The sequence below is a fragment of the Nocardiopsis sinuspersici genome, from assembly GCF_001998325.1.
GTDB lineage: Bacteria > Actinomycetota > Actinomycetes > Streptosporangiales > Streptosporangiaceae > Nocardiopsis > Nocardiopsis sinuspersici.
Genome location: NZ_MCOK01000001.1, coordinates 2,713,954 through 2,734,759 on the forward strand (window position 1 = coordinate 2,713,954; position 20,806 = coordinate 2,734,759).

A 20,806-nucleotide genomic window follows, 5' to 3' on the forward strand; every position below is an offset into this window, starting at 1 on the left:
GAGACCACCATGTCCGATTCCGCGAAGTCGGCACCGCACGCCCCGTCCGTGGACGAGCGCCACCTGAACGAGGACACGGGCATGGACGCCGTGACCCTGCACGTGGGCGACCTGGAGTCGATGACCTCCTACTACGCGAACGCGCTCGTTATGGAACCCATCGAGGAGCGGTCGCACGGCCGCCGGGTGCACCGTGTGCTCGGCCGCGGCGGGACCCCGATGGTCCGGCTGGTCTCCACCCCGGGACTGCCCGCCGTCGACCCGCGCCAGGCCGGGCTGTTCCACACCGCGTTCCTGTTCGAGGACCCGGCCTCGCTCGCCGCGACCGTCTACCGCGCGGCGCGTGAGCCGCGCAGCCGGTTCGTGGGCTCCTCCGACCACCTGGTCAGTGAGGCCTTCTACTTCACCGACCCCGAGGGCAACGGCATCGAGCTCTACACCGACCGGGACCGGTCGGCCTGGAGGTATGACCACGGGCGTTTGCGGATGAGCACGCTGTACCTCGACCCCGACACCTACCTGCGCACACACCTCGACGAGTCCGTCATCGCCCAGGGACCGAGCCGGGCGGGCAAGGTCGGACACGTCCACCTGCAGGTCGGCGACATCGAGACCGCCAGGGCCTTCTACGTCGATGCGATCGGGTTCGAGACCACGGTCGACACCTACCCGGGTGCGCTGTTCGCCGCGGCGGGCGGCTACCACCACCACGTCGCGATGAACACCTGGCAGAGTGCGGGCGCGGGTCCGCGCGCCGCGAGCCTGGGGCTCGGCGACGTGGCGGTCACCGTGCCGGACCGGCGGGACCTCGACGCACTCGTCGCGCGCCTGCGGGCGCACGGGCTGGACCACGCCGACACCGGCAGGTCGGTGGTGCTCCGCGATCCGTGGGGTACCCAGGTGACGGTCGCCCTTCCCGGCACCAGCACCGAGGAGCTCCTGGAGCGCTGAACCCGCCCGCGGTGAACCGCGCCGCGGACCGCTCGGCCACGGGCGCGGACCGTTCCGGCAGGGTCCGCTTCAGCCCGGGCGAGCCTCAGCGGGGTCACCGGCCGCCCCTCCGCCGCAGGAAGGAGCGCGGTGCGGGCGGGATCCGCCCTGACGGTGCGGACGGCGGGCCCGTCACGGCGGGGGAAACGGCGTGGTGAGGATGCCGCGGCACCGCACCGGAAGCACATGCTCCAACCGTGGCGGCGCCGGGTCCGCAAGGTGGGCCATCCGCTCCGACAGGTCCTTGCCCCGGAGACCACGGCCCCACGCCGCCGTGGCCGGACCGGGTGTTCCAGAGCGGCCGCGTACGGTTCCGGGCCTGAACACGAACCATGACGGGAGTACGGGCACAGGCCCCTCGGCGGTCACGAGGCACGGTGGCTCCGTGACCGCCGGGGCCCGCGCCCGCGTCACCGCTTCCGGGACGCTGCCGGCGCCCACCCGCGCGACCTCTCAGCGGGTGAAGTCGTCCGGTCCCCTGGCGGGGCCGTGGTAGAACTCGTGGTCCGGCTCGTCCTCGGGCACGGGCGGGTAGGTGGGGCCGTCCTCGCCCGGCTCCTGGCGGGCGGCGGGGGCGATGCCCCGGGCCCGCATCGTTCGGGCGACCCTGTCGCGCAACTCGGGGAGCATCGAGTACAGCACGTTGCCGGGGCAGGCGGTGGCGTTGAAGTCCCGGTGGCCCAGGATCGCTCCGTGCGGGTTGAGCCCGTAGGCCGAGCACAGCCACGCCAGGGTCGTCACCAGCGAGTCGGTCAGGGCCCCGGTCGGGCCCACGCTCGTGTACAGGCCCTCGTTCTCGATACCGATACAGGTGCTGTTGTTGTTGGCCACGTGGGCGCCCACGACATGGTGACCCGCCGCGATGGATTCCGGAGTGCGGTCGCGGCCCTCCATGACGTGGCCGCCGCGGCTGATGGTCAGCTGCTGTCCGGTGTCGCTCCACCCGTTGGTGTCCATGTGGTGGTTCTGGATCGACCTGGACAGGCGCAGGGCGTGGTCGAGCGAGTAGTCGGTGCTGTTGGGCGTCGCGGTGTGGTGGACCACGATGTAGCGCGGTGGGGTGGCCAGAACCTGGATGGGGCTGCTCGGCGGGCGGGCGCCCCAGGCGCCCCGCCAGTACAGGTACGGCTTGGCCGCCTGAGTGGAGACGTTTGTGTCGGTCGTCCGGGCGGAGGCGTTCGTGGCGCCGACCGCGCTGAGGGCTCCGCCGAGGGCGGCGGTACCCGAGGCGATGACGGCTCCGCGCAGGATGCCGCGCCTGTCCGGACCTGACCGATGGGTGGGGGTCATGGGAGTCCTTTGTGGCTCGCAGGTTTACTTGCCAGTTCATGGAAGAACACGGAGCCCACGGCGCACAGAGGGTCACGTTATGTATTTCCGTGGCCGATTCCGGTCAGAGAACCAACGCACAACCCTTATAGCCGAGTCTCGCTCGGTGTTGTAGGGACGACCGGGGAAACAGAAGAGGCGATCCTGCTTCACGCCGTCTTACCTGGTATGCCAGGGAGTCACCGGAACGGCTCCTCCGGACCCGCTCTGCTCCTGACAAGCGAACAGCACCGCGTCTTTCCCCGGGATCCCGGGGAAGGGCACGGTGCTGTCTGTCTGCGGGGTCGACGTCGGCTGCGCCGGGAACTCACCTTGCACCTGGTTTCCGGTGTCGCGTGGGCGCACCCACCGGGAGGCGTCCCCGGGTTCGATGTCGTAGACGTAGCGGCGCTGGAGCACCTCGCCGACCTCCGCACCGCTTTTGTCCAGGATCAGCCGGGCCACCTGGCCGGCGTCGGCGTCCAGGACCTTGGCCCCGTACTCGATCTCGCTCATGGGTGGGATCCCTCTTCGCCGTGAAAGCCGGTGCGCCGACCCGGCTCTGAGTAGTGTGGAGCGTTCGCCGTTCCTCGGATACCGAAAGGGAGAGGCCGCGCACAATGAAAACGGTCGAGGTGGACTGGGTCGGCGTCGAGGAGCGCCTTCCGCACGAAGGCGCCGCCGTACTGGGTGCCGTGACCTGCCGCTACCCGGACGGGGAGGATGTCTGGTTGGTTCTCCCGATGCACTTCCGGCGTATCCATCCGGACGAGAGCACGGGCGCGGAGATCAGGAACGTCTTCATCGACGCGGACGACGTGCTGCGCAAGCCCTACGGCGGCGGCACAGAGGAGCAGGTCACGCATTGGGCGGAGTATCCGTGCCTTCCCGGCACCGCCGTGCGCCAGATCGTCGGCGACGAAGTGCGCAGCGCCATAGCCGCCGCCAGGCGGGACTGAACAGGCGAAACAGGAGCGTGCTGCGACTCGCCACCTGCACGGCGGCTGCCCGCGCACCGGCCCCGGCGCACCGGCGCGAAGGGAGGTGCGGGGGAATTCGTCCACGGTCACATGCAGCTCGCCGAACCGGACGGGGCCGGGAAGACGGTGTGGGCCGCCCCCGAGCCTATGCCGCCGAACACCATCGCCTGCCCCGCCGAAGGCGTCCGTGCCCGGCTCGGCGGGACGGGGCCGCCCCTCACCGGTGGTGAGCCCTCAGACCGCCGCGGCGCGTACCAGGATGTCGTAGGTGTCGGTGGTGCGCTCCAGTTCCACGCCGAGCCCACGGGCCCACGCGTCCAGTTCGGCCTGGGCGGTCAGGCCGTCGCGGTCGTCACTGACGACCAGTTCCAGTTCGAGGAACGCGCCCACGCCCTCGACCAGGTCGACGCACACCTCGACCCGTCCGGCCCTCCCCGTGCGCCGGTGCTTGACGATACGCACGTTCGGCTCGAATCCCATGGCCAGGACGGCGCCGTGCATCTGCTCCCGGTCCGCGACGGTCGTCTCGTACTCGGCGCACTCCATGGGGTTGGCCAGCGGGGTCTTGGTCGTGAACACGTGCATACCGCCGTCCAGGCTGCGCAGACGGGCGAAGGTGTGGCCGACCTTGCCCGTCTCCGGCCGCCAACCCGCGGGGGCGTAGGCCTGGTCGTCCTGGAAGACCGGGTCGCCCAGCTCCACACCGGCGGCTTGGAGCGCGACCAGAAGCGTGTCCAGATCCGCCACCCGGTACTTCGTCTCGATCTCCCGCATCAGAACCCCCTGCCGCTCGGTGTCACCGTACTCACGGAGCGTATCGAGAGCACACCGCCGATAAGAGGGATACGGAGAATCCCAAGTCTCGATACCGGTACCGGTAGGAGAGCCGGAAGCCGCAGGGGGATGGTCGGGGGTAACGAATGCACACATCCACTGCGAGCGCTGGTGCTTTGACAGCACCAGTACCTCGGCAAGGTGAGCGCGATGGTGCCATCGGAGTCTCCATGGCCGTTCCCCAGCCCGCTCTGCCACCGGAACCGAAGCCAGGTCTACCGCTCGCCGCGAAAATCGGAATCGGCTGCGGCGGATGCGCGTCCATAAACCGGTGGTCCTGGAGCTGGACCCGGACCAGGCGAACCTGCCCCGGCTGCAGGAGCTGGGCTATGAGGTGTTCACCTCGGTCGACTCGCTGCTGGGCTTCGTGAACCGGCTCGGACAGGACGCCGCCGGGGAGGCCGACGAGAGGTCCGAAACGGAGGAGGCACCCACTCCCGGACCCCGGACCGCGGACTTCGGCCGAGCGATGGTGAGGGCCTACGAGCGCGCGAGGGACGAGTCCGGCTTCACCGCCCCGTCCTTCCAGGGGATGCTCGCGGAGCAGGACCCGGTGGGCGCCGCGCACAGGCTGCTCAGCGGCCCGGCCGTCTCGGACGGGTTCTCCAACCTGTGGGACCTGGGCCGGTTGGACCTGACGGTGGAGGCGCTGGTGCTGCGGCCGGAGTTCTCTCCGCTGTTCACCGGCGAGGAGCTCGATCGGGCGCGAGGCCGCCTGGAGCAGTTCGGCTACGAGTTCCCCAGGGGGTAGGGACGTACGACGGGTCGGCCGGGCAGGTCCGCGCACCTGCCCGGCCCCGAACGCGGCCGCCCCGGCCGGTGGATACGCCCCGGATCCGGCCGTTCTCCGAGTGCGGGCCGATGGGTTCTGTCACACCGGCTGGTCACTATGGGCAGGACACGAGAACGCTCTCGGAGGGGACCCTGATGGCAGAGGCGAAGACCCATACCCTGGACGTGCCGGGCGCCGTTCTGCGCTACGACGTCCGAAGCACCGTGCCGGCCACCGCTCCCGTCCTGCTGATGATCGCGTCCCCGATGGACGCCAGCGGGTTCGCCACCCTCGCCCGGCACTTCACCGACCGCACGGTCGTGACCTACGACCCCCGCGGGGTCGGGCGCAGCGAACGCGCCGACGGTGGGTCGGGAGGCACGCCCGAGGAACACGCGGACGACCTGCACCGGCTGATCTCGGCCCTCGGAGCCGGGCCGGTGGACGTCTTCGCCAGCAGCGGCGGCGCCGTCAACGGGCTGGCCCTGGTGGCCCGGCATCCGGAGCAGGTACGTACTCTCGTGGCGCACGAACCACCCGCCGTCCAGGTACTGCCGGACCGGGAACGGTTGCTGGCCGCGAGCGTGGACATCCATCGAACGTACGAGCGCGACGGCCTGGGCCTCGCGATGGCGAAGTTCATGGTGCTCATCAGCCACAGGGGGCCGCTTCCGGCCGACTTCACCGACCGGCCCGCTCCGGACCCCGCCGACTTCGGACTGCCGACCGAGGACGACGGTTCCCGCGACGATCCGATGATCGGGCCGCACCTCATCTCGTGCTCCCACTTCCAGTACGACTTCGACCGGCTGCGTGCGGCGCCGACGCGCATCGTCGTCGGCGCCGGAGCCGAGTCCGAGGGTGAGATGTGCAACCGGGCGGCCGTGGCCCTGGCCCGGCGGCTCGCAACGGAGGTCGTCACCTTCCCCAGCCACCACGCCGGCTTCCTCGGTGGCGAATTCGGTGTGGAGGGCGAGCCGGACGTCTTCGCCGCCACCCTTCGCGAGGTCCTGGCGGAGGAGACCCGGGTTCCGCGCGTGGGGTGACGTGGTGGGACATGTCAGTCGAAGTGACAGCGGGGGTGGGGGATGATGCTCCGCGGCCGCCTGGGGGTGCGCGGGCAGGGAGCACGGTCGCGGCCGCGGCGGGATCCCCGGCGCGGGGCGGCCTCCCTCTCCTCGGCGGAGGTGGTGGCGGACGCGGTGTGCGGGACGGGGGCGCGGGGTGCGAGGAGGACGTGGGGGTCGCCCAGGACCGCGGTGAGGGTGAGTGCGAGGAGTCCGGAGCGGAAGCGGGAGAACGGACGGCGTTGCTCTGGCATGGGTACCAGCCTGGCATGTGTCACCGTGTGTTGTGCATTGATCACGAAAAGGATGATGTCCGGTTCAGGCCAGGGACGGCGCGTGTGAACCCGGTTTCGCCTGGGTAACCGGTTCGGATCGTGGGGTCCCGCCGCCCGGGCGAACGAGTCCGGTCGATGGGCCCGGGCGGCGGGACGGGTCAGGAGCGTGGCGAGTCCTCCGGGGCGGGCTCGACGGGGTCGCCCTCGGGAACACGGCGGGCCCAGTAGGTGGCGATGAGCGCGCCGGACATGTTGTGCCAGACGGAGAACAGGGCGCCGGGCAGTGCGGCGAGCGGCGCGAAGTGGGCGGTGGCCAGGGCCGCGGCGAGGCCGGAGTTCTGCATGCCCACCTCGACGCTGACCGCGCGCCGGGCGGTCTCGGGCAGCTTGACGCCCCTACCGATCAGGTAGCCGAGTCCCAGTCCCAGGCAGTTGTGCAGCACCACGGCCAGGGCCACCGTGAGGCCGGTGGAGAGCACGGTGTCGGCGTTGGCGCCGACCACGCCGGCGACCACGACGACGATGCCGGTGACCGACACCAGCGGCATCGCCGGCAGGATCCTCTCCACGAACCGGTGGGCCGCCATGCGCAGCAGCAGGCCCGCGACGACCGGGAACAGGACGACCTTGAGGATCGAGACGAACAGGTCCCCGGCCGGGACGGGCAGGGTCGAACCGGCCAGGCCCAGGACCAGGAGCGGGGTCGCCAGGGGTGCGAGCAGGGTGGAGACCGAGGTCATCGCCACCGACAGGGCCACGTCGCCGCGGGCGAGGTAGACGATGACGTTGGAGGCGGTGCCGCCGGGGGAGGCGCCCACCAGGACCATGCCCACGACCAGCAGCGGCGGCAGGCCGAGTGCCTGGGCGATCGCCCATCCCAGGAGCGGCATGACCGTGTACTGGGCCAGGACGCCGAGGATGACGGCCTTGGGGTGTCGTGCGACGACGGCGAAGTCCACCGGGCGCATCGTCAGCCCCATGCCGAACATGATGACGCCCAGGAGCAGGGAGATATGGGGGGTGACGAGGGAGGCCTGTTCGGGGGCGAGGAGGCCCGCGATCCCTCCGGCGAGGACCAGGAGGGCGAACCATCTGCCGACGAGGTCGGCGATGTTCTTGATGAGGGTCATGGCTACTACTTCCCGTGTGTCATCCGGGGCGGCGGGACACCGGCCCCCGGACGGTTGCCGCCACCAGGGGTCGACACCGCGCGGTCATGGTAGTCCTCGGAGCCGCCACGGGTTCCCGTCGGGGCTTCTCGCGTGGGAACGGGACCGTGCGGCGGCCGGCGGTCGGCGTCCCGCTGCGCCTGTGCGCGAAGGCCCGGCCGGGCAGGGCCCGGTGACGGGTTCAGTGCGCCTTGCCGGCGAAGGTGACGGTCGGGTAGCGAAGCTCCCCGGTCCGGTCCTCGAACGAGAGCGCGTAGAGCCACCACCTCCCGGAGCCCGGTGAGGGACACGAGTCCGACCAGGAGAAGGACTCGGGAGCCGGCGCCTCGAAGTCCTCAGCGTGGTCGACCGGGGACCCCGGGACTCCGACGTCACGCGGTGGGAACACGTGACGGCAGGTGGTGGAGGGAACCAGTTCGAGGTCCGCGCCCGTCGAGTCCATCACGCTGACCGTCCAGGTGACGTGGTCGTCTCCCTCCACGTTCTCCGTGCGGATGCTGAGCAACTGGACGGCGACGCCGTTGTAGAACACGAACATGTGGTTCGCCGGGACGAGGGGGAAGGAGCGGGTCAGGGCGAACACCGGGAGGAGGGCGACGACGAGCGCGACGAGGATCGTGCCCACCTTCCCGAACCACCTCCTGTCGGTCTCGGAGGGCATCAGGCGCCCGGGCGGGGTCGGACGGAACGCGTCTGGGGGGCCATGGTGGTCCACCGTAGACGCCCTCAGCGGCGGCGGGGAGCCGGGGCGCCAGCGCCCGGGGAAACGGCGCGGCGCGGTGGTGATCCCCACAGCCGTGGCCGTGAGGCCCATGTGACGATCCGCGCATATGGGGCAGGTGTCCCTCCATGACGAACACCTCTTCCGACAGCGGGACGGACGCGAAGCCCAGGGAGTGGCGGTTCGTGTGGCGCCACCGGCACGCCCTGGTCCTGATCCTGGTCGTGGCGCTGATGGTCGGCACCTGGTTGGCGCTGAGCCCGGCGCGGCCTCTGCCGTGGGTCGCGGCGGCGCTGGTGGCGGCCACCCTGGTGTGGTGGGTCCGGAGGCGAACGCACCTGGCCCGGGAGGAGCGGGCGCTCGCGCTGGTCGACCTGTCCGAGGTCGACCGCATGCCCGGCACGGAGTTCGAGGAGCACGTCGCCCGGCTGATGCGGGTGCACGGCTACACCGCGGTGACCGTGGTCGGCGGGGCCGAGGACGGAGGGGTGGACGTGCTGGGCCGGGCTCCGGACGGGCAGGCGGTGGCGGTGCAGTGCAAGCGGTGGAACCACCCCGTGCCGCCGAACGAGGTCCGTGCCCTCATCGGCGTCCTGAACACCGGCTACCGGGGCTACCGGGGGATGTTCGTGGCCTCCAACGGGTTCACCGAGGCCGCGGCCCGCGAGGGCGGGGGGCACATGACCCTGGTGGACCGGGACGGGCTGGCCCGGTGGATGGGCGGCACCGAGGTGCCCGAGCCGCCCCGGGTGTGAGCGGCGCGATCCGCTCAGTCCCACCAGAAGTGCCAGATCGGACGGTCGACGAGCGAGGCCGCGTAGGACTCGAGGTCGGACCGGGCGGAGTTCTGCCAGACGTTGTCCGGGCAGAACGCGAAGTGCTCGGCCGCCACACGCAGGGCCGACGCGGGGTCGGCGGGCGGGGCGCCGACGGACAGGGTCAGGGTCGCGAATCCCATGCCCAGCACGCGCGCACCGAAACGGTGCTCCCAGTCGGCCACGACGGCCGCGAACACGGCGGTGTCGTTGTCGTAGTTGAGGGGCCCCGCCCATCCGGACGCGGCCATCGCCTCGGCGCCCGAAGTGGCGCGCACCAGGCCCAGACGCGATCCCACCCCGTTCTCGACCATGATCTCGGCACACTCGGCGGCCCTCTCCCCGGGGTCGTCCTCCGTCGGCGCGGCAGGCGCGCGTCCCGGCCAGGATGTCCCGTAGGGCGCGGTCACCCGCATCGGGGCGGGAACCGGATCATCCGCCTGTCCTCCGGCGTGCTCCTGCCACCACCGGGCGAGCAACGCATCCGGGTCGTGGTGGGCGGGCGAGGAGATCTGTTCGGGGTAGAGCTCCTGCGACTCCCAGGGTCGGTCCGGTTCGCCGTGGAGTCCGTCCAGCAGCAGCGGCCACAGCCCCGAGCGGGGATGTTCGGCAAGCAGCCGGGACCACAGCCCGAACGGCGCGGCGTCCTCACTCAGCCACAGGAGGGGAACGCCTTCCTCGGAGTGCACCACGTGTCCGGGCGGCAACTCCACGGACAGTGTCTTCTGGGGGTCCATGGCCCCGACCGTAGGCGTCTCCGGTGACAGTTCCCGATCCGTACGCGCCCCGAGCGGTCAGGAGGCCAGCGCGCGCAGGCGTGCGTCCAGTTCCCGCTGGTAGAAGTCGACGAACCCGTCGGGGTCCGGGCCGGCGTTCTGCATGACCAGGCGGTCGAAGCCCGCGTCGGCGTACTTCCGGGCGGCCTCGACGTAGCGCTCCGGGTCCGGGCCGCAGGCGAAGTGGCCCAGGACGTCCTCCTCCCGGACCGTGGTGGTGGCGGCCGCGAAGTTGACCGGGTTGGGCAGCTCGCTCATGACCTTCCAGCCGGTCAGGGCCCACCGGGAGGTCTTCAGCGCGGCCTGCGCGGCGGTGCGCTCGTCGGGTGCCCAGGCCACGGGCACCTCGGCGTAGCCGGGTCCGTCGCCTCCGGCCTCGCGGTAGTCGCTCACGATCCGCGCCTTGGGCTCGGTGGCGAAGAGCCCGTCGCCGAGTTCGGCGGCGATCCGGGCCGAGGCCCCGCCGCTGGCGGCGACGGCGATCAGCGGCGCCTCCTCGGGCAGGTCGAACACCCGGGCGTCCTCCAGGCGCAGGTGGTCGCCCTCGTAGGACTGGTAGCCGCCGTTCCACAGGAGCCGGATGATCACCAGGGCCTCGCGCAGCATGTCGTGGCGCACGTGGACCGAGTCGGGGAACTCCTGGCCCACGACGTGCTCGTTGAGCCGCTCCCCCGAGCCGACCCCGAGGACGAAGCGCCCCTTGGAGACCAGGGCCAGGGTCGCGGCGGCCTGGGCGATGATCGCCGGGTGGTAGCGCACGGTCGGGCAGGTCACCCCGGTCGCCAGCCCGATCCGCTCGGTCCTGGCCGCGACGGCGCCGAGGACGGTCCAGGTGAAGGGCGAGTGGCCCTGGTCGTCCAGCCAGGGGTGGAAGTGGTCGCTGATCTCCACGAAGTCGAATCCGGCGCGCTCGGCCAGCACCGCCTGCCGGATGAGCTCCTCGGGCCCGAAGGCCTCGGTCGCCAGCTTGTACCCGATCTGCATCCGCTTCCCCGCCCGGTGGTTCGGTCCGCTCCCGTGGGCTCCGCGTGCCGCGGCCCGCCCGCATCAGACCTCCCTACAACTACCCTGTGTAACTAATTGATAGCGAACGTACACGCCGGGCGGGCGTACTCCGGCGAGGAAGTCCTCCCGTCCGTGGAGGGCCGGACGGTGGCGCGGGGATCAGGACGGTAGCGCGGGGTCCGGACGGGTAGTGGCGGGTGCATGGACGGTACGGAGCACGGCCGCTGGGTCCAGTTCGTCGGCAACGCCACGGTGCTCATCGGCTGGGACGGCCTCACGGTGATGACCGATCCCAACTTCCTGCACGAGGGGCAGTGGGCCTATCTGGGGTACGGCCTGGCCTCCAGGCGCCGGGTCGGGCCCGCGCTGGACGTCTCCGACGTCGGCCGGGTCGACGGGATCGTGCTGTCGCACCTGCACGGCGACCACTTCGACCGCGTGGCGCGGCACGGCCTGGCGAAGGACACACCGATCGTGACCACGGGCCACGCGGCCCGCCGCCTGGACCGGTGGGGGTTCGGCGCCACGGTGGGCCTGCGGACCTGGCAGGAGGAGACCATCACGCGCGGCCGTACCCGGGTGCGCGTCACCTCGGTCCCCGGGCGGCACGGCCCGCGGGTCGTGCACCGGCTGCTGCCACCCGTCATGGGAAGCATCCTGGAGTTCGGCACGGTCGGGGAACAGGACGAGTTCCGTGTCTACGTCACCGGCGACACCCTGGTGTACGAGGACATCGAGCTGATACCGCGGCGCTACCCGCACATCGACATGGCCCTGCTGCACCTGGGCGGCACGAAGCTGCCCGGCGGGATCATGGTGACCATGAACGGCGGACAGGGCGCCCGGATGGCCGAGTTGGCGGACCCCGAGGTCGCCGTGCCGATCCACTACGACGACTACGGCGTCTTCAAGTCGCCGCTGCGGCACTTCTACGACCACATGCGCGCCCGCGGGTGGCTGGAGCGCGTCCGGCTGCTCCCCCGAGGGCAGCGCGTGCCCCTCTGATCCGGGCCGTGCCAGTCCGCGCCCGCACGCGCGGCCTCCCGGGCCGACTCTTCGCATCACCGGTTCCCGCTCAGGCGTCCGCACCCCCGGAAAACCTGTTGCGGCTGCTCGTCGCGCCGTGGAAGCCTGCCGGGGCGCCGGCCGGGGGTCGGCGCGTGCGGCGGATTCCACGGGGAGAGCGGTCTTGGGCTACATCGACGTCAACCAGGTCGGCCACACCCTGCCCGACGGCCGGGTCCTGCTGGACTCGGTGTCCTTCCGCGTGGGCGAGGGGTCCAAGGCCGCGCTGGTGGGCGCCAACGGCGCGGGCAAGAGCACCCTGCTGCGGATCGTGCGCGGGGAGCAGCGCCCCCAGGGCGGCGCGGTCACCCTGGAGGGCGACCTCGGCGTGATGCCGCAGTTCATCGGGCACGTGCGTGACGAGACCACCGTCCACGAACTGCTGGTGTCGGTCTCCCCCACGGCGGTGCGCGAGGCGCACGCCGACCTGGAGGCGGCCGAGGCCGCGATGATGGTCGACGACGGCGAGAAGACGCAGATGCGCTACGCCGAGGCCATCGCCCGCTACGGCGACGCGGGAGGATACGACGCCGAGGTCGTGTGGGACCAGTGCTGCACGGAGGCCCTGGGCACCCCCTACGAGCGGTGCCGGTGGCGTGAGGTGCGCACACTGTCCGGCGGGGAGCAAAAACGCCTGGTCATCGAGGCCCTCCTGCGGGGCCCGGCGCCGGTGCTGCTGTTGGACGAGCCGGACGACTACCTGGACGTGCCGGGCAAGCGCTGGCTGGAGGAGGCGCTGCTGGCCACCCCGAAGACGGTCCTGTTCGTCTCCCACGACCGCGAGCTGCTCAGCCGGGTCCCGGACCGGATCGTCACGGTCGAGCTGGGCGCGGCGGGCAACACGGCCTGGGTGCACGGCGGCGCGTTCGACACCTACCACGACGCCCGCCGGGAGCGGTTCACGCGGCTGGACGAGCTGCGGCGGCGCTGGGACGAGGAGCACGCCAAGCTCCGGGCGCTGGTGGCGACCTACAAGCAGAAGGCCGCCTACAACTCGGACATGGCCTCGCGCTACCAGTCCGCGCGGACCCGGCTGCGCAGGTTCGAGGACGCGGGTCCGCCGGAGAAGCTGCCCCGGGAGCAGAACCTGCGGATGCGGCTGCGGGGAGGGCGGACGGGCAAGCGCGCCCTGGTGTGCGAGGGGCTGGAGCTGACCGGGCTGATGCGGCCCTTCGACCTGGAGGTCTGGTACGGCGAGCGGGTGGCGGTGCTGGGCTCCAACGGCTCGGGCAAGTCGCACTTCCTGCGGCTGCTGGCCGGGGGCGGCAGCGATCCGGAGTCCTCGGTGCTGCCGGAGGAGGAGCGGGTGAAGGTGCCCGCGGTGGGGCACACCGGCACGGCCAGGCTGGGCGCGCGGGTGCTCCCCGGCTGGTTCGCGCAGACCCACGAGCACCCCGAGTTCACGGGCCGCACGCTCCTGGAGATCCTGCACCGGGGCGAGGGCACCCGCGGGGGCGTGCCCCGCGACGAGGCGGGGCGTGCGCTGGACCGCTACGAGCTGGCCCCGTCCGCCGAGCAGACCTTCGACACCCTCTCGGGCGGGCAGCAGGCACGGTTCCAGATCCTGCTGCTGGAGCTGTCGGGGGCGACGATGCTGCTGCTGGACGAGCCCACGGACAACCTGGACGTGGTGTCGGCGGAGGCGCTGGAATCGGCGCTGGAGGCCTATGAGGGCACGATCCTGGCGGTGACGCACGACCGATGGTTCGCGCGCGGGTTCGACCGGTTCGCGATCTTCGGATCCGACGGTGGCGTGTACGAGGCGTCGGAGCCGGTGTGGGACGAGGGCCGGGTGCACCGCGCCAGGTAGACAAGTCGCCGGAGCCGGTGTGGAACGGGACGCGGGTGCGCCGCGTCAGGTAGGGGTGAACGGGCGTTCGTCTTCCCAGGACGACAAAGGCCCCAGAAAGGCACCAATGCAACATCCCCCATCGTTCACTCGGCCGTTGGTCCTGGCCGGCCTCCTGGCCCTCCTGCTGTCGGCCCCCGCCATGGCACACGCCTCGCCGGAGCACGGCTCGTTCTCCTCCCAGACGGCGGAGTTCTACACCCGCATGCTGGCAGAGCACGACGGCGTGTTCGTGGAGGAGGAGCTCGCCGGCGTCCTAGACCGGCGGGCGACCGCCGACGAACTACGCGCCCTGCTCGACGAGTACCACGTCACCCTCGACGTGGTGGTCATCGCGGGCCGGGGCGAGCGCTCCGCCGCGCACCACCTGGCCTGGGCCGTCCACGAGCGCACCTACGACCCCGTCCTGGTGCTGCCCGTGGACGACCTCCACATCGGCCACGCGGACCTTCGGGCCTCAGGGCTTCCGAAGAGCGCCGCGGGGTACGCCAGCCTCACCGGCGGCTGGCACGAGCCTCCCGAGGACAAACTCGAACGTGTACTGCGGATATCCGACGATCCCGACGTGGACGCGCTGGCGGAGCAGGCCCTGAGAGAGCTCTACTCCCGGGCGGACGTGGTGGTCGCTGATGCCGACCAGGCCTCGCAGGAGGAGCCGCCCCGGGCCGCCCTGACCTGGCGCGAGTACGGATGGGTGCCGTGGGCCGGCGGGGCCACGGGCGCTCTGTTGGTCTACGCGGCGGCCGTCGCTGCCCTGCGCTGGTACTGGCACGGGCGACCGGCGCGACGGAAGGACAGCCTGTGAGCACCGCGCGCGTACGGCGCGCCCTTCTGTCCACGGCCCTGGCCGCCCTCGCCCTGTGCGCGCCGTCCCCTCCCGCGTGGGCGGTCGACTCCGTCGCGGAGGTCACCGACCTGTCCCGGGTGGAGCGGATCGCCGGGGAGCTGGAGGACGGCCCCCTGTACGTCCACCACGACCTGCGCGACCTGTGGACGGACGAATCCCTGGAAAGGGTGGAGGAGCGCCTGCTCTCCGAACCCCTGGCGGACCTGGACGTCCGCGTGGTGGTCTATCCGTCGGTCCCCCACGACGAGACCGCGGGCCGGCCCACGCTGTTCCTGCAGGCCCTGCACGAGGTATCCGGGCGCGACGGTGTGTACGTGGCGATGACCGGCGACCGCAGGGTGGCCCTCGCCGCCTTCGACAGCACCGTCCACCTCCCGGACGTGGACACGGACGGCCTCCACCCGGCCCACAGCGCACGCACGGAACAGGTCCTGGACCTGGTGGCACAGGCTCCACGCGGCTCCGTGGCCTCCAGCGAACTCACCCCGGACGTCCCGCCCAGCGACCGCGACCCGGTCCGGCACCCGCGCGGTGACGCCGAGCGGTTCTGGTCCGCGGCGCTGCTCCCCGGCGCGCTCATCGGCCTGGCGCTCGTGGTCGTAAGGGTGGTGTTCAGCAGGCCCTCGACATGGCGGCCCCTGGGATGGCGGTCGAGGTGGCTGCTCCGGTCATGGGTGCGGCTACGCGAGCGCGCCGGTGATCCGTACCGGCCGAGGAGGGCGCCCAACCGGGCATGGCGCTGGTGGCTGCGGCCGACACTCGGCCGTGAACTGCGCCGCCTGCGCCTGCTCGTGGAAGCCGCGTCCGAGGACCACCCCGGGCGCGAACGGGCCGTGCAGTCCTACGACGCCGCCGGGCTGATCGCCCAGTCCCCCGAACTGCCTCCGCAGGCCATGGTCTGCGCGGTCGTCGTCGCCCGCGACGGCGCCCAGGCGATCACCCACCCCGACCTACCGCTGCGGACACCCTGCCAGATCAATCCGCTGCACGGCCCGGCCGGCCACAGCCTCCGTGAGTACGCCCACCGGCAGCGCCTGTCGCGATGGCAGGTCTGCGGCCGTTGCTCGAAGAAGCGATTCGACCCGCGTTTCGGCCCTCTCACGCCTTCCCTGCCCCTCCTGGCCGACGGAGGGCGCCACCACTACCGCTACGCCAAGGATCCCTGGGCCGAGGCGATCGCCGCGCCGGAACACGTCTTCACCCGTATACGCAGAGAACTGGAGGTGTGAGCGGTGCGAGCGCTCGTACTGTCCTTCGTGTCCGTCCTCACCGTGCTCTTCGCCCTCTCTCCACTGTCCTCCGCGCACGCCGACACCACCTGGAGCTATGACGAGGTCGCCACGGTCCGCGGGCCCGCCGCGCTGAAGGACCCCCTCTACGTCGGTCTCATGCACCAGCCGGCTCTGGGCATGGCGGCCGAGGAGGCGTTGCAAGAGCGGCTGGAGGAGTCGGAGGTACCGGTCTACGTCGTGCTGCTCTCCCAGCGGACCAGACTGAAGAACTACCCGGAGAGGCTGGCGCATTCGGCGGGTTCGCGCGGGTACTTCTTCGCCGTGGGCCGGGACGGAGTGACGATCCACGGAGCCCAGTCCGATATGGACGGCACCGTGGTCGACGGGATGGACACGGCCCAGTTGGCCGCGGCGGCGGTCAACGGTGACCCCGAACTGGCGGAGGCCTCCCTGGCCGAGCGGCTGAACCGGGTCGTGGACCTGGTGGAGGACGGAAAGGCCGTCGACGCCTACCGGGACATGCGGGACGGTCCCGCTCCTCCCTGGGAATGGCTCGCTCTGGGCGTCGGTGCCGCCGCCGCGGCGCTCTGGTTCGGGGTGCGCTGGTGGTCGCGGCGCCCGATCCGCGTGGTACCGCTGTCCGAGGAGGTGTCCGCCACCGTCAGCCAGGCCCAACGTGACGGGTACCGCACCCGGCTAGAAGAACGCCTCACCGGGTGCGGGCAGCGGGTGTCCGCGCGCCAGGACTCCTCCGACAAGGTCCGTCAGGCGCTGGAGGCCTACACCGCCGCGGCCAAGGTGCTCGACTCGGCCGCCGACAAGTCCGACCTGGTGGGCGTGCACGTCCTGCTGGACATGTGCGAGGCGGCGCTGGACGGCGAGATCAGTCCGGTGCACTGCTTCTTCGACCCGCGCCACGACGGCGGCAAGGCACCGGTCCGGTGGCGCTCCCCCGCCTCGTTCGACTCGGTCCGGGTCATGGCCTGCCGCGAGTGCCGCAAGGCCGTCCGACAGCACCGAACCCCGCCGGCGGTCCCGGACTCCACCGGGGGCCGCCCGCTGCCCTACTACGCCGTGTCGCCCGAGCACAGCGTGTGGGCGGCGACCGGGTACGGCACCCTGACCCCGGACCTGCCCGCGCGGGTCGTACGCGGCGACCACCGCCGGTAGACGTGCCCGGCCGCGGGGCCGAGTACGCCTGGGAGGCGCCCGTCCCGTGAGCGGGGTCAGCCGAGCGGCAGGGTGAAGCCGACCTCGCCCGAGCACCCCTCGGCGCACGACAGGAACACCTCGATCTCCCCGGGCGGCCGAGCGTCCTGGTACTGGAACACGACCTGGCCCGCCGCCCCCGGGGCGAAGTAGTCCTGGCCGACGATCCCGGAGAACGGGTCGAGGTCGGCGATGGTTCCGTTGTCCCCGGTGTGCAGGGAACCGGTGACGCTCGCCCCGGTATCCGGGGCGGTCTCCACGTCGAGGATCACCATGAAGGCGTTCGACTGGAAGGAGTAGTAGCTACTGGCGACCGACACGCTCACACCGTCCCGGGAGTCGCTCGCCGATCCGGGATAGAAGTTCTCGCTGACGGGATTGCCGTTCACCTGGAAATCGCTGAGGAGCCCGTCCACGTAGGTGAAATCACTGAAAGTGGTACAGCCCTCGCTTCGACAGATCTGGATACCCTCACCGCGTAGCTCCACCGAGTCGGGCTCCGACAGGTAACCGCTGACGATGTTGGCGTGGAGGACGTCCGCTTGCTGCTGGAGATAACCGTGGGCCGGGTGGTCGGGATGGGCGTACACCAGCCCCTCCTCCATCGTTTCCCGGCTGATTCCGGCACCCACGGCTTCCATGTAGGACAGGGCGTCCTCGGCGGGACCCGCCTCGGGGGAGGATGCCTCGGGCGAGGGTCGCTCCTCCTGTGCGGCCTCCTGTGGCGACGCCGCCTCTCCCGCGGTGTCCGGCACGGCTCCGAAGGAGCATGCGGACAGGGACAGGGCCAAAGCGACGACGGCCCAACGGAATCTGGCGAGGGACATACCAGGGCGCTTTCTTCGGGGGAACACGGGGGAATAATCGCCGACTCGCGAGAAAAAAGAACGGCTTCACATTCCTAGCACACGAACGGACGGATAAAAGGTCGAATACATCCCCGGGCATGGCCACAAGAGGACATCGCGACAGAAGGTCACCGGAGCGTCGACGCAAGGTACGGAACACTCCTTCGCTACCGGTTCGGCAACCGTTTCACCGTCGTCCGGTGGCGATCCCACGCGGCAGGGCTCTTCGCCCTCGCCTCGATACCGCCCGTCGGACCACGTGCGGGCCGTGAACGGCCGACCGCCCGGCGCTGTGACCTGGCGGCAACACATCCGGTGGGCGGATGTAACACGGCCGCGGTTGTCCGCGGACCGCACCAGCACCGACGATGGCGGAGGAACAGTGCGGTCCGCTACGGCGCGACGGCCCGTACCGGCTCCGGAATGCCGCGCAGTCGAACCCAAGGATCCGCATGAAGCCCTCCCGGAACTCCGGAGCACCCGGACCCGCGTCCGGCGCTCTGGACGCCCCGCCCAGACCCGAGGACGAGCGCCCGCCCGTGCGGCTGATGGTCCTCTACGGCCTCCAGCACATCCTCGCGATGTACGCGGGCGTGGTCACCCCTCCCCTGATCGTGGGTGGCGCGGTCGGCCTGTCCGCGACGGAGATGGGCGTGCTCATCAGCGCGGCCCTGCTGGTCAGCGGCCTGGCGACGCTGGTGCAGACCCTGGGCGTGTGGCGGTTCGGTGCCCGCCTGCCCCTGGTCGTCGGCACCTCGTTCGTCCCCGTCACCGCCATGGTGGGCATCGCGGGCGAGGGCGGCCTGCCCGCGGTGTTCGGCGCCTCCCTCGCGGCGGGCCTGTTCGGCCTGCTGATCGCGCCGTTCTTCGCCTCGCTCATCCGCTTCTTTCCCCCGGTGGTGACCGGGAGCGTGATCGCGGTGATCGGCCTCAGCCTCATCCCGGTGGCGGTGGGCTGGATCACCGAGAACGCCGAGTCCGGCGTGCCCGCACCGACCGGGCTCGGGCTGGCCGCGGCCACCCTCGCCGTGATCCTGGTGCTGTCCAAGGTCCTGCCGGGCGTGTGGAACAGGATGTCGATCCTGCTGGGCCTGGTGCTGGGCACCCTGCTGGCCGCGGCGTTGGGCCGGGTGGACTTCTCCTCCGTCTCCGAGGGGGCGATGTTCTCCCTGGGGCAGCCGCTGCGCTTTGGCCCCCCGGAGTTCCAGATCGCGGCCGTCGTCACGATGTGCCTGGTGATGCTGGTCATCCTCACCGAGGGCGTGGCGGACACGCTCGCGGTGGGCGAGGTGGTCGGCACCCGGATGGACGGCAGGCGGCTAGGCGACGCCCTGCGCGCCGACGCGCTCAGCTCGGTCATGGGACCGCTGCTGAACTCCTTCCCCGGCAGCACCTTCAGCCAGAACGTCGGCCTGATCGCCCTCAGCAGGGTCCGGAGCCGCTACGTGGTGGCGGTCGGCGCCCTGATGCTGGTCGCCATGGGCCTGTTCCCGGTCCTGGGCCGCCTGGTGGCGGTGGTCCCCTCGCCGGTCCTGGGCGGCGCCGGACTGGTGCTGTTCGGATCGGTGGCGGCCGCGGGCATCCGCAGCCTGTCCCGGGTGGAGTACGAGGGCAACCACAACCACGTCGTGGTGGCCGTGTCGATGGCCTTCGGGCTGGTTCCGGTGGCCGCCCCGGCCTTCTACGACGGCTTCCCGTCCTGGGCCGCGATGATCCTGCACTCGGGGATCGTGGCGGCGGCGGTGTCGGCCCTGCTGCTGAACGCGTTCTTCAACATGTGGGGGTCCTCGAGGGATCCCGCCGCGTCCGGGGCCCCGGAGGAGGGGCCCTCGGACGGGGAGCCCTCGGGAGAGCACCCGCCGGGCGAGGAGGCTCCGGACGGGGAGTCCTCGCACACGAGGCCCCCGGGTGGGGAGCGGAAGGACCCCGTTCCGGAGTGAGCGGCCCGCGGGCGCGCGGCCCCGCCCTCCCGGCGGGGCCGTACGGCTGCTCGACGGGCGGCTACCCGACGGGCAGGGCGATGTCGACCAGGGCCGAGCACTCCTGCAGGCAGCCGCCCACCTCGAGCGTGCCGCCGGGGGTGGCTCCGGGGAAGGAGAATGCGGCGTGGGTGCTCTCACCGGCGTCGAGTGCGTAGCGTCCCACCGCCTCCTCGGCCCGCTCCCCGCGGTCGCGCCCATGCGTGTAGGTGGCGTGGGGAAGGTCCAGGCTGACGCTGTCGTCGGTGGTGAACTCGGCCGTCACCACCAGGGACTTGTCGGTGACGGACTGGTAGGCGGTCAGCAGGGTGGCGCGCACCCCCTCGGACTCGGCCTCCACCCCCTCGGGGTCCAGCAGGCCGTGCCCGGGGTCGCGGCCGTTCACGAGCAGGCCGGTGAGCAGCCCGTCCCGCGCGGTGAAGCCGCTGTAGGTGACGCAGGCCGGCGCGGAGTCCAGACCGGGGGCGGGGCACAGTTCGTAGCCGTCCCCGGTGCGCTCCACCTCGGTCTTCCGTGCGCGGGCCTCCCCGTCGGCACGGGCCCGGGCGACCGCCGCCCGGTGGGTGAGGTAGGTGTGCGCGGTGGAGTCCTCGGCGGTCAGCTCCAGCCCCTCGCGCATCCGCTCGGGCTCCCCGGTACGGGCGAGGGCCGCCACGTACGCCGCCACGGTCTCCTCGGGCGCGCTCCCCTCCCCCGCTCTCCGGTGGGCGGACCCCGCGAGGAGCCCGCCGGAGGGCTCCGGCACCGGAGCGCCGGGCCCCGGGAACGCGGGGCGGAGCTCATCGCCGGAGCCGGGGTCCCAGGGCGGCGGACCGGCGTGGTCGGTGGGCGCGAGCGCCCGCTCGGACCGCTTGCCGACGCTGGTCGGCGCCGTCTCCTGTGCGAGTCCGTAGCCGGTGGCGACGAGGAGGGCCAGGGCTGCGGCGACGGTCGGCCGGATCGGCGTCATGTCCGTTTTCTCCCCTCGTGAGAAACCGCGACCAGGCGAGCCTACGACCGGGAACCGTCAACACGGGGGTTGCACGAGGTAAGGAGTTCTTGGTGTGGCGGTCGGTACGGAGCTCT

At 71.7% G+C, this 20,806-nt stretch carries 19 protein-coding genes and 2 pseudogenes; 11 read left to right on the top strand and 10 right to left on the bottom strand.

From position 1 onward, the window contains the following. Positions 1–9 precede the first annotated feature (9 nt). Complete coding sequence (locus NOSIN_RS11675; RefSeq protein ID WP_077690762.1) at positions 10–951, top strand: VOC family protein; 942 nt, start codon at positions 10–12, stop codon at positions 949–951. Between the two features lie 492 nt (positions 952–1,443). On the opposite strand, the gene NOSIN_RS11680 is transcribed toward NOSIN_RS11675, so the two are convergent. Continuing rightward, positions 1,444–2,280 carry a peptidoglycan recognition protein family protein gene (locus tag NOSIN_RS11680; protein ID WP_077690763.1) on the bottom strand — a complete coding sequence of 279 codons (837 nt, stop codon included), beginning with the start codon at positions 2,278–2,280 and terminating at the stop codon, positions 1,444–1,446. A gap of 354 nt (positions 2,281–2,634) precedes the next feature. Then, positions 2,635–2,814 (bottom strand): annotated as a pseudogene (locus NOSIN_RS11685) (adenylate cyclase); the annotation flags it as partial. 104 nt (positions 2,815–2,918) lie between these two features. Between NOSIN_RS11685 and NOSIN_RS11690 the strand changes: the two are divergent. Then, complete coding sequence (locus NOSIN_RS11690) at positions 2,919–3,257, top strand: AQJ64_40280 family protein (RefSeq protein ID WP_077690764.1); 339 nt, start codon at positions 2,919–2,921, stop codon at positions 3,255–3,257. A 255-nt stretch (positions 3,258–3,512) separates the two neighbouring features. Here NOSIN_RS11690 and NOSIN_RS11695 read toward each other — a convergent pair whose 3' ends face one another. Further along, the gene (locus NOSIN_RS11695; RefSeq protein WP_077690765.1) at positions 3,513–4,052 is read right to left on the bottom strand and encodes a class IV adenylate cyclase; all 540 of its coding nucleotides are present in this window, start codon (positions 4,050–4,052) and stop codon (positions 3,513–3,515) included. Positions 4,053–4,377: 325 nt separating this feature from the next. On the opposite strand from NOSIN_RS11695, the pseudogene NOSIN_RS11700 reads away from it, so the two are divergent. After that, positions 4,378–4,863, top strand: a pseudogene (locus NOSIN_RS11700) (hypothetical protein); the annotation flags it as partial. Between the two features lie 176 nt (positions 4,864–5,039). Beyond that, positions 5,040–5,930: an alpha/beta fold hydrolase gene (locus NOSIN_RS11705; protein WP_077690766.1), complete on the top strand. Its 891-nt coding sequence runs from the start codon at positions 5,040–5,042 to the stop codon at positions 5,928–5,930. A gap of 14 nt (positions 5,931–5,944) precedes the next feature. Here NOSIN_RS11705 and NOSIN_RS26760 read toward each other — a convergent pair whose 3' ends face one another. The 3 genes from NOSIN_RS26760 to NOSIN_RS11715 form a co-directional block, all read right to left on the bottom strand. Next, complete coding sequence (locus NOSIN_RS26760; RefSeq protein ID WP_143832924.1) at positions 5,945–6,205, bottom strand: hypothetical protein; 261 nt, start codon at positions 6,203–6,205, stop codon at positions 5,945–5,947. Between the two features lie 179 nt (positions 6,206–6,384). Then, complete coding sequence (locus NOSIN_RS11710; protein WP_077690767.1) at positions 6,385–7,356, bottom strand: bile acid:sodium symporter family protein; 972 nt, start codon at positions 7,354–7,356, stop codon at positions 6,385–6,387. Between the two features lie 220 nt (positions 7,357–7,576). Next, positions 7,577–8,056 (bottom strand): hypothetical protein, encoded by a 480-nt coding sequence (locus tag NOSIN_RS11715; protein WP_077690768.1) that lies wholly within the window; start codon positions 8,054–8,056, stop codon positions 7,577–7,579. A 188-nt stretch (positions 8,057–8,244) separates the two neighbouring features. Between NOSIN_RS11715 and NOSIN_RS11720 the strand changes: the two genes are divergently transcribed. Next, positions 8,245–8,871 carry a restriction endonuclease gene (locus tag NOSIN_RS11720; RefSeq protein WP_077690769.1) on the top strand — a complete coding sequence of 209 codons (627 nt, stop codon included), beginning with the start codon at positions 8,245–8,247 and terminating at the stop codon, positions 8,869–8,871. A 14-nt stretch (positions 8,872–8,885) separates the two neighbouring features. On the opposite strand, the gene NOSIN_RS11725 is transcribed toward NOSIN_RS11720, so the two are convergent. Beyond that, a complete protein-coding gene (locus tag NOSIN_RS11725; protein ID WP_077690770.1) occupies positions 8,886–9,668 on the bottom strand; it encodes a DUF4253 domain-containing protein in 783 nt (260 codons plus the stop codon). A gap of 57 nt (positions 9,669–9,725) precedes the next feature. Continuing rightward, positions 9,726–10,691 carry a TIGR03557 family F420-dependent LLM class oxidoreductase gene (locus NOSIN_RS11730; protein ID WP_077690771.1) on the bottom strand — a complete coding sequence of 322 codons (966 nt, stop codon included), beginning with the start codon at positions 10,689–10,691 and terminating at the stop codon, positions 9,726–9,728. A gap of 222 nt (positions 10,692–10,913) precedes the next feature. Between NOSIN_RS11730 and NOSIN_RS11735 the strand changes: the two genes are divergently transcribed. The 5 genes from NOSIN_RS11735 (at position 10,914) to NOSIN_RS11755 (ending at position 16,875) form a co-directional block, all read left to right on the top strand. Beyond that, positions 10,914–11,717 carry an MBL fold metallo-hydrolase gene (locus tag NOSIN_RS11735; protein ID WP_077690772.1) on the top strand — a complete coding sequence of 268 codons (804 nt, stop codon included), beginning with the start codon at positions 10,914–10,916 and terminating at the stop codon, positions 11,715–11,717. Between the two features lie 184 nt (positions 11,718–11,901). Further along, positions 11,902–13,587: an ABC-F family ATP-binding cassette domain-containing protein gene (locus NOSIN_RS11740; protein WP_077690773.1), complete on the top strand. Its 1,686-nt coding sequence runs from the start codon at positions 11,902–11,904 to the stop codon at positions 13,585–13,587. A 106-nt stretch (positions 13,588–13,693) separates the two neighbouring features. Continuing rightward, positions 13,694–14,431, top strand: a complete 738-nt coding sequence (locus NOSIN_RS11745) for a hypothetical protein (protein WP_143832925.1) — start codon at positions 13,694–13,696, stop codon at positions 14,429–14,431. Further along, on the top strand, positions 14,428–15,702 hold the full coding sequence (locus NOSIN_RS11750; protein ID WP_077690775.1) for a hypothetical protein: 1,275 nt from the start codon (positions 14,428–14,430) through the stop codon (positions 15,700–15,702). Before NOSIN_RS11745 ends, NOSIN_RS11750 begins: the two co-directional genes overlap by 4 nt. A 3-nt stretch (positions 15,703–15,705) precedes the next feature. Beyond that, positions 15,706–16,875: a hypothetical protein gene (locus NOSIN_RS11755; protein ID WP_077690776.1), complete on the top strand. Its 1,170-nt coding sequence runs from the start codon at positions 15,706–15,708 to the stop codon at positions 16,873–16,875. Positions 16,876–16,931: 56 nt separating this feature from the next. On the opposite strand, the gene NOSIN_RS11760 is transcribed toward NOSIN_RS11755, so the two are convergent. Then, positions 16,932–17,741: a hypothetical protein gene (locus NOSIN_RS11760; protein ID WP_077690777.1), complete on the bottom strand. Its 810-nt coding sequence runs from the start codon at positions 17,739–17,741 to the stop codon at positions 16,932–16,934. Positions 17,742–18,214: 473 nt separating this feature from the next. Between NOSIN_RS11760 and NOSIN_RS11765 the strand changes: the two genes are divergently transcribed. After that, the gene (locus NOSIN_RS11765; protein ID WP_077690778.1) at positions 18,215–19,702 is read left to right on the top strand and encodes a nucleobase:cation symporter-2 family protein; all 1,488 of its coding nucleotides are present in this window, start codon (positions 18,215–18,217) and stop codon (positions 19,700–19,702) included. Positions 19,703–19,763: 61 nt separating this feature from the next. Here NOSIN_RS11765 and NOSIN_RS11770 read toward each other — a convergent pair whose 3' ends face one another. Then, positions 19,764–20,690: a hypothetical protein gene (locus tag NOSIN_RS11770; RefSeq protein ID WP_077690779.1), complete on the bottom strand. Its 927-nt coding sequence runs from the start codon at positions 20,688–20,690 to the stop codon at positions 19,764–19,766. Positions 20,691–20,806: the final 116 nt, after the last annotated feature.

What these genes read in the sequence shown, in the direction of transcription:
- NOSIN_RS11735 (WP_077690772.1), top strand. Translation starts at nt 10,914, where the DNA reads ATGGACGGTACGGAGCACGGCCGCTGGGTCCAGTTCGTCGGCAACGCC.
- NOSIN_RS11695 (WP_077690765.1), bottom strand. Translation starts at nt 4,052, where the DNA reads ATGCGGGAGATCGAGACGAAGTACCGGGTGGCGGATCTGGACACGCTT.
- NOSIN_RS11690 (WP_077690764.1), top strand. Translation starts at nt 2,919, where the DNA reads ATGAAAACGGTCGAGGTGGACTGGGTCGGCGTCGAGGAGCGCCTTCCG.
- NOSIN_RS11675 (WP_077690762.1), top strand. Translation starts at nt 10, where the DNA reads ATGTCCGATTCCGCGAAGTCGGCACCGCACGCCCCGTCCGTGGACGAG.
- NOSIN_RS11760 (WP_077690777.1), bottom strand. Translation starts at nt 17,741, where the DNA reads ATGTCCCTCGCCAGATTCCGTTGGGCCGTCGTCGCTTTGGCCCTGTCC.
- NOSIN_RS11705 (WP_077690766.1), top strand. Translation starts at nt 5,040, where the DNA reads ATGGCAGAGGCGAAGACCCATACCCTGGACGTGCCGGGCGCCGTTCTG.
- NOSIN_RS11720 (WP_077690769.1), top strand. Translation starts at nt 8,245, where the DNA reads ATGACGAACACCTCTTCCGACAGCGGGACGGACGCGAAGCCCAGGGAG.
- NOSIN_RS11710 (WP_077690767.1), bottom strand. Translation starts at nt 7,356, where the DNA reads ATGACCCTCATCAAGAACATCGCCGACCTCGTCGGCAGATGGTTCGCC.
- NOSIN_RS11765 (WP_077690778.1), top strand. Translation starts at nt 18,215, where the DNA reads ATGAAGCCCTCCCGGAACTCCGGAGCACCCGGACCCGCGTCCGGCGCT.
- NOSIN_RS11745 (WP_143832925.1), top strand. Translation starts at nt 13,694, where the DNA reads ATGCAACATCCCCCATCGTTCACTCGGCCGTTGGTCCTGGCCGGCCTC.
- NOSIN_RS11680 (WP_077690763.1), bottom strand. Translation starts at nt 2,280, where the DNA reads ATGACCCCCACCCATCGGTCAGGTCCGGACAGGCGCGGCATCCTGCGC.
- NOSIN_RS11725 (WP_077690770.1), bottom strand. Translation starts at nt 9,668, where the DNA reads ATGGACCCCCAGAAGACACTGTCCGTGGAGTTGCCGCCCGGACACGTG.
- NOSIN_RS11730 (WP_077690771.1), bottom strand. Translation starts at nt 10,691, where the DNA reads ATGCAGATCGGGTACAAGCTGGCGACCGAGGCCTTCGGGCCCGAGGAG.
- NOSIN_RS26760 (WP_143832924.1), bottom strand. Translation starts at nt 6,205, where the DNA reads ATGCCAGAGCAACGCCGTCCGTTCTCCCGCTTCCGCTCCGGACTCCTC.
- NOSIN_RS11715 (WP_077690768.1), bottom strand. Translation starts at nt 8,056, where the DNA reads ATGCCCTCCGAGACCGACAGGAGGTGGTTCGGGAAGGTGGGCACGATC.
- NOSIN_RS11770 (WP_077690779.1), bottom strand. Translation starts at nt 20,690, where the DNA reads ATGACGCCGATCCGGCCGACCGTCGCCGCAGCCCTGGCCCTCCTCGTC.